The sequence below is a fragment of the Amaricoccus sp. genome, from assembly GCF_036846665.1.
Classification (GTDB): Bacteria; Pseudomonadota; Alphaproteobacteria; order Rhodobacterales; family Rhodobacteraceae; genus Amaricoccus.
Window position 1 is genome coordinate 1 of record NZ_DAIUBO010000208.1, and the last position, 6,778, is coordinate 6,778.

Genomic DNA, 6,778 nt, shown 5'->3' on the forward strand with positions numbered 1-6,778 from the left:
CATAGGTGTAGTAGATGAAGCTCATCGAGGTGATCAGGCCGAACCAGCCGTAGAAGGACGGCAGCCGGATCCCGAATTCGCGCAGGAACTTGGTGATGAGCCCGTTGTTGCCGAGCATCATCAGCCAGGTCTGCGCGGCGATCACCTCGGGGATGACGAGCGTGATCAGCGGCAGGAGCGCGATCAGCGCCTTGCCGCGGAAGCTGTAGCGCGCCGTCACATAGGCCAGCGGCACGCCGATGAGCGTGCAGATCACCGTCACCGACGAGGCGAGGATCAGCGTGTTCAGCACCGCCTCGCGGTATTTGGACGTCGAGACGAGCTGCGCCCAGCCCGACGGGCCCTCGCCGGAGAAGCTGCCCCCGATGATGCTGAGCAGCGGATAGAGCACGAAGAGCGCGAGCAGCGCCAGCGCCAGCGCGGTCAGCCAGAACCAGGGCGAGCGGATCGAATCGGCACTCATGCCGCGATCACCCGGGCGAGAGCGGAATCGATGCCGAGGCTGACGCGGTCGCCGGGGGCGAAGCCGTCGTGGCCGGGCCCGTGCAGTTCGGCCACCACCTGCAGCGCCTCGCCGAGATCGAGCCGGTAGCTGGTCTTCGAGCCGAGATACTGCCGGCCCCGCACCGTCGCCGGCATGGATTGCAGCGCCTCCTGCGGCGCGGCCGAGATCTTGAGATCCTCCGGGCGCAGGATCAGGAGCCCCTCGGGCGCCGGCGCGGCCATGGCGTCGGTGGCGAGGATCGCCACGTCGCCCAGGCTGGCCTCCACGAGCGGCGCCTTCGCCGGCCGCAGCCGGACCGGCAGCCGGTTGGCCGCGCCGACGAAATCGGCGACATAGCCGGTGCGCGGCCTGGCGTAGATCTCCTGCGGGGTGCCGAGCTGCTCGACCGCGCCGCGGTTCATCACCCCGATCAGGTTCGACATCGACAGCGCCTCCTCCTGGTCGTGGGTCACGAAGACGGTGGTGATGTTGGCCTCGCGCTGCAGCTCGGTGATCGTCTCGCGGATCTGGATGCGCAGCTTGGCGTCGAGGTTCGAGAGCGGCTCGTCCATGAGCAGCACCTGCGGCTTGATCACCATCGCCCGCGCCAGCGCCACGCGCTGGCGCTGGCCGCCCGAGAGCGCGGCGGGATGGCGGCTGCCGAGATGGCCGAGGCCGACCCGCTCCAGCGCCTCGCCGACCTTGCGCGCGACCGACTCGCCCCGCTCGCCGCGGGCATGCAGCCCGTAGGCGACGTTCTGGAACACGGTCTTGTCGGGGAAGAGCGCGTAGTCCTGGAACACCATGCCGATGTCGCGCCGGTGCGGCGGCAGCTTCGTCACGTCGCGGCCGCTGAAGCGGATGCTGCCGCCGCTCGCCTTCACGAAGCCCGCGATGGTGCGCAGGAGCGTGGTCTTGCCGCAGCCCGAGGGGCCGAGCAGGGTGAAGAAGCTCCCCTCCGGGATCGCCAGCGACAAGCCGGAGATGACGTCCTCCGCTCCGTAGGTGACGGTGAGGTTGGAAATGTCGATGCTCATGCGTCCTTCCTGTCTGCTGCTTCGGCGGTGGATTGGGGGCGGGAGGGCGCGCCGAGGCCGAGCCCCTCGATCAGCTCGAGCGCCTGGCGGTGGACGCGCGCGTCGCCCGATGCGAGCAGATGCCCGCTGCTCCCGATCGTCAGCGGCGCGCCGCGCCAGTCGGTGATCACGCCGCCCGCGCCCTCGATGACGGGCCGGAAGGGCGCGAAGTCGAAGACCTTCTGCCCGGCGTCCAGCGCCAGATCCGTGCGCCCCTCGGCCAGCCGGCCGTAGTTGAGCGCGGCACCGCCATAGACCCGTGTCGCGGTCGCGCCGCGCAGCGCCTCCAGGGCCGGGCGGTCGGCGGGCGGGATGTAGTCCTGGTTGCTGTTCGTCATCATCGCCAGCGCCAGCCCGGCGCAGGGGCGCACCCGGACCGGCCGGCCGTTGCAGGTGGTCGGCCGACCCGGCGCCCCGAGCCAGCGCGCATCGACGCCGGGGATGTCGATGATCCCGAGCAGCGGCACGCCGTCGATGGCGAGCGCGATCAGCGTGCCGTAGACCGGCAGCCCGACGATGAAGGGCGCGGTGCCGTCGATCGGGTCGAGGATCCAGACGGCCTCGGCATCGGCCGCCTCGCTGCCGGCCTCCTCGCCGATGATGCCGTGGGAGGGGAAGCGGTCCGCGATCATCGCGCGCAGCTCGGCCTCGATCCTGAGGTCGATCTCGGTGACGAGGCTGCGGTCCGGCTTGACCGAGACGCCGAGCGCGTCGCCCGCCTGCGCGTTGAGCACGCGCCGTGCCGCATCCGCCATCGCCATGGCGAGGGCTATGTGTTCGTCTCCGATCGCCGCCGCACGGCCCATGCATGTCTCCGTCGCTTTGACAGCAGGCCGCCGGCCGCGCCGAGGCGCGGTTGCCGCCTTCCCCCGCGGGGGCTGCCGGTTCGGGTGAGGTCGCTCGCTCCCCTTCGAGCTTGCGACTCGTTTACCTCAAACCGTGGCGTGTGGCAATATGTGTGTTATGTGTGGTTATGTGTAAATATGCGGCGTGGCGGTTGTCGTTTGGCGCGTTTCGAGCCAAACCTGATCCCAAGGCGCTCAGGCTCGGAATCGAAGGCGATGTGGCAGGAAGAACGGCACCAGAAGATCCGCGCGCAGCTGGCGGCCTATGGGCAGGTGTCCATCGACCGCATCGTCGAGGTCTTCGGCGTCTCGCGCGAGACCGTGCGGCGGGACCTGATGGACATGGAGCTCGCCGGCGAGCTCCGCCGGGTGCGCGGCGGGGCGGTGCCGGTGGCGCGCGAGGACACGAACTTCCGCGTGCGGATGACGCAGCGGCTGCAGGAGCGGCGGGCGATCGCGGCGACCGCGCTCGGCCTGCTCAGGAACGGGCTGACGATCTTCATGGATGCGGGCGTCACCACCTCGACCATGGCCGGGGCGCTCGCGGGGCCGAACGGGCTGACCGACATCACCGTCATCACCAATTCGGTCGATGTCGCGCAGCAGCTGGCCGACCGGCCCGGCGAGCCCGCGCGCCGCTACCGCGTGGTGATGCTCGCCGGCGACTTCAAGCAGGATCCCATGGAGACGCACGGCGCCCGCACGATCAACGACATCTACCGCTACCGCGCCGATCTGGCGCTTCTCGCGCCCTGGGGGGTCGATGCGACCATGGGGGCGACGAACTACTTCCTGCACGGCGCCGAGATCGCGCGGGCGATGGTCGAGAACGCCGAGCGCACGATCGTTCTGGCCGACCATTCCAAGGTCGGCGTCCCCGCGCGCTCGGTCTTCTGCAGGATCGACGAGATGGACCACCTGATCGTCGATGCCAAGGCGCGGCTGCGTCCCGGCTTCGACGCGCTGGCCAAGGCCGTGCCGGGTCTGATCGTCGCGGAGTGATGGCGGGGCAGGGGGCGGGGAACCGAAACTGGCGACGCGACTCCTTCGGGCAGAGTTCCGGGCGCCGCCCTCGTCTCGTGGCGGAACAGGCGCGCCGCGAAGGACGATCTCCAGAGGCCGTCATCCGGGGCCGGCCGGGGCGCCACATCGACAGCGCGCAGCCGAGCGGCTAGGGATCGCGGGGAGACAGACCAGAGGGGCGCCCTTGTCCGATTTCAGCCAGCGGGATCTGCGCGACGCGCTCGGGCGCTTCGCCACCGGGGTGACGGTGGTGACGACCATGACGCCGCACGGGCCGCTGGGCATGACCGTCAACAGCTTCGCCAGCGTCTCGCTGGAGCCGCCGCTGGTGCTCTGGTCGCCGGCCCGGCGCTCGAGCCGGTTCGCCGATTTCGAGGCCGCCACGCATTTCGCCGTGCATGTGCTGAGCGCGGCCCAGCGCGAGCTCGCCATGCGCTTCGCCCGCCGGGGCGACGATTTCTCTGGCCTCAATTGGAGCCCCGGGATCGGCGGGGTGCCGCTCTTCCCCGAATGCAGCGCCCGGCTCGAATGCCGCCACACGGCGCGCTTCGACGGCGGCGACCACCTGATCGTGGTGGGCGAGGTGCTGCGCCTCGCCGATCAGGAGCTCGCTCCCCTGATCTATCACCGCGGCCGTTACAGGGGCCTCGCCGGCGCCTGACCTTGCCCGTCCCCCTGCGCCGGGGTACGAGGGCGCCGATCATCGAGCCCGGATCCCGCCATGGCCAAGCCGAAGACCCGAAAGCCGCCGCGCCCGCGCGCCGAGACCCCGCGCGGGTTCCGCGACTATTTCGGTGCCGAGGTGCGCGCCCGCGACACCATGCTGGCGCGCGTCTGCGAGGTCTATCACGCCCATGGCTTCGATCCGCTGGAGACCGCCGCGGTGGAGACGGTCGAGGCGCTGGGGAGCTTCCTGCCGGACGTCGATCGCCCCAATGCCGGGGTCTTCGCCTGGAACGATGCCGACGAGGGCTGGCTCGCGCTGCGCTACGACCTGACCGCGCCGCTGGCGCGGGTCTATGCCCAGCACCGCATGGCGCTGCCGACGCCCTACCGGCGCTATGCGGTCGGGCCGGTCTGGCGCAACGAGAAGCCGGGGCCGGGGCGGTTCCGGCAATTCTACCAATGCGACGCCGACACGGTGGGCGCGGCGAGCGTGGCGGCGGATGCCGAGATCTGCGCCATGCTCGGCGAGGCGCTGGTGGCCGCCGGCATCGGGCGGGACGATTTCGTCATCCGGATCAACAACCGCAAGGTGCTGAACGGGGTGATGGAGGCCGTGGGCGTGCTCGATCCCGCCGACCCGGAGGCCCATGCCGCCCGGCGCGGCATCGTGATGCGCGCCATCGACAAGCTCGACCGGCTGGGTGTCGAGGGCGTGCGCGCGCTGCTCGGGGCCGGGCGCCGCGACGAGAGCGGCGATTTCACGCCCGGCGCCGATCTCGGCGACGAGCAGGCCGCGGTGATCCTCGGCTTCATGGCTGCGCGGCGCGGCGACGGGGCGGCGACCTGCGCGGCGCTGCGCGATCTCGTCGGACCGTCGGAGACCGGCCGCGCCGGCGTGGCGGAGCTCGAGACCATGGCGGGCTATCTCGACGGCGCCGGCGTCAAATGCCTGATCGACCCTTCGGTGGTCCGGGGGCTCGGCTATTACACCGGCCCGGTCTACGAGGCGGAGCTGACCTTCGAGATCCGCGACGAGAAGGGCCAGCGCCGGCAATTCGGCTCGGTGGCCGGCGGCGGGCGCTACGACGACCTGGTGCGGCGCTTCACCGGCGAGGCGGTGCCGGCCACGGGCATCTCCATCGGGGTGGACCGGCTGCTCGCCGCGCTCGCCGCGGTGCGCCAGGACGCCGAGGCGGCGCCGGGCCCGGTCGTGGTCACGGTCATGGATCGCGACCGGATGGCCGACTACCAGGCCATGGCGGCCGAGCTGCGCGCCGCGGGCATCCGCGCGGAGGTCTTTCTCGGCGGCGGCGGCATGGGGCGGCAGCTCAAATACGCCGACCAGCGCAACGCGCCCGTGGCGGTGATCGAGGGTGGCGACGAACGCGCCCGTGGCGTGGTCCAGCTCAAGGATCTCGCGCTCGGCGCCCGTCTGGCCGCCGACATCGAGACGCATGAGGACTGGCGTGCCCAGCCGGCCCAGGTCGAGGTGGCCCGCGCGGATCTGGCCGAGCAGGTGCGCGCGGTCCTGGCGCGGGCCAGGGCCTGAGCCCGTGGTCGCCGACCGGGCCTTTCTGAAGGGTGGGCGGCTGGGCGCCGGCTTCGGGCGGCTCGAGGCCGAGATCGCGCGCATCCTCGCAGCCCTCGCCGCCACCGGTGCGATGCGGGTCGAGCCGGCGGCGCTCCAGCCCGCCGAGCTCCTGCTCGACCTCTACGGCGAGGACATCCGGGCGCGCGCCTTCGTGACCGAGGACGAGGGCGCGGAGCTGATGCTGCGGCCCGATTTCACCCTGCCCATCGTGCGGCTGCACATGGCGGCGGGCGCCGAGCCGGCGCGCTACGTCTATTGCGGCCCGGTCTGGCGGCGGCAGGCGGCGGGATCGGAGCGGCCGCGGGAATATCTCCAGGCCGGGGTCGAGGTCTTCGACGGCACGGCGCCCTCGGAGCGGGACGCCGAGGTGCTCGGGCTGATCCTCGATGCGCTCGGCGACGCCCCGGTCCGGCTGGTGACCGGCGACATGGGGCTGGTGCTCGCGGCGATCGACGGGCTGGAGACCACCGAGGCGCGCCGGCGGGCGCTCCGGCGGCACGTCTGGCGGCCGCACCGCTTCCATGCGCTCCTGGAGCGTTTCGGGCCGCTGCACGGCGCCGAGGCCGCGCGCCGCGCCGAGATGCTCGCTGCGGCGGGCGAGGGGCGCGTGCCCGAGCTGATCGCCCGCGCCGGCCACCGGGTCGGCAAGCGCAGCGCCGGCGAGATCGCCGAGCGCGTGGCCGGGCTCGCCGCCGAGGCGCAGACCCCGGCGCTGCCGCAGGATGCGGTGGACCGGCTCGAGGCCGTGCTCGCGGTGACCGGCAGCGCGGTCGAGGCGCTCGGCCAGCTTCGCCGGCTCGCGCGCGAGACGCCGGGCCTCGCCGCCGCCGTCGACCGCTTCGAGGCGCGGCTCGATGCCTGCGCCCGGCGCGGCATCGCCCCCGAGGGGCTCGCCTTCGAGGCCGGATTCGGGCGCACCACGCTGGAATATTACGACGGCTTCGTCTTCGGGGCGCTCGCGCCCGATCGCCCCGACCTGCCGCCGATCGCCAGCGGCGGGCGCCACGACGCGCTGACCCGGGCGCTGGGGCAGGGGCGGGGGATCCCCCCCGGGGGCGGGAACCGTGGGCCCGGGGCCCCGCTCGCCCCTGCC

7 protein-coding genes are annotated in these 6,778 nt (G+C 72.5%); 4 read left to right on the forward strand and 3 right to left on the reverse strand.

The genetic code is table 11. The features are described 5' to 3' along the window. The 3 genes from V7050_RS16550 to V7050_RS16560 form a co-directional block, all read right to left on the reverse strand. A partial coding sequence (locus V7050_RS16550) for an ABC transporter permease (RefSeq protein ID WP_442885707.1) occupies positions 1 to 463 on the reverse strand: 463 nt, incomplete at its 3' end. Continuing rightward, positions 460 to 1,521 (reverse strand): ABC transporter ATP-binding protein, encoded by a 1,062-nt coding sequence (locus V7050_RS16555; protein WP_324367506.1) that lies wholly within the window; start codon positions 1,519 to 1,521, stop codon positions 460 to 462. The genes V7050_RS16555 and V7050_RS16550, both read right to left, overlap by 4 nt. Further along, the gene (locus tag V7050_RS16560; protein ID WP_324367504.1) at positions 1,518 to 2,366 is read right to left on the reverse strand and encodes an inositol monophosphatase family protein; all 849 of its coding nucleotides are present in this window, start codon (positions 2,364 to 2,366) and stop codon (positions 1,518 to 1,520) included. Before V7050_RS16560 ends, V7050_RS16555 begins: the two co-directional genes overlap by 4 nt. Positions 2,367 to 2,621: 255 nt before the next feature. Here V7050_RS16560 and V7050_RS16565 point away from each other — a divergent pair, with 255 nt between their 5' ends. The 4 genes from V7050_RS16565 to V7050_RS16580 form a co-directional block, all read left to right on the forward strand. Beyond that, complete coding sequence (locus tag V7050_RS16565; protein ID WP_324367502.1) at positions 2,622 to 3,407, forward strand: DeoR/GlpR family DNA-binding transcription regulator; 786 nt, start codon at positions 2,622 to 2,624, stop codon at positions 3,405 to 3,407. Positions 3,408 to 3,612: 205 nt separating this feature from the next. Beyond that, positions 3,613 to 4,089, forward strand: coding sequence for a flavin reductase family protein (locus V7050_RS16570; RefSeq protein WP_324367500.1), 477 nt, complete (start codon positions 3,613 to 3,615; stop codon positions 4,087 to 4,089). 60 nt (positions 4,090 to 4,149) lie between these two features. Continuing rightward, positions 4,150 to 5,643: a histidine--tRNA ligase gene (gene hisS, locus V7050_RS16575; RefSeq protein WP_324367498.1), complete on the forward strand. Its 1,494-nt coding sequence runs from the start codon at positions 4,150 to 4,152 to the stop codon at positions 5,641 to 5,643. A gap of 4 nt (positions 5,644 to 5,647) precedes the next feature. Continuing rightward, positions 5,648 to 6,778, forward strand: a 1,131-nt coding sequence (locus V7050_RS16580) for an ATP phosphoribosyltransferase regulatory subunit (protein WP_324410862.1), incomplete at its 3' end; no start/stop codon positions are given.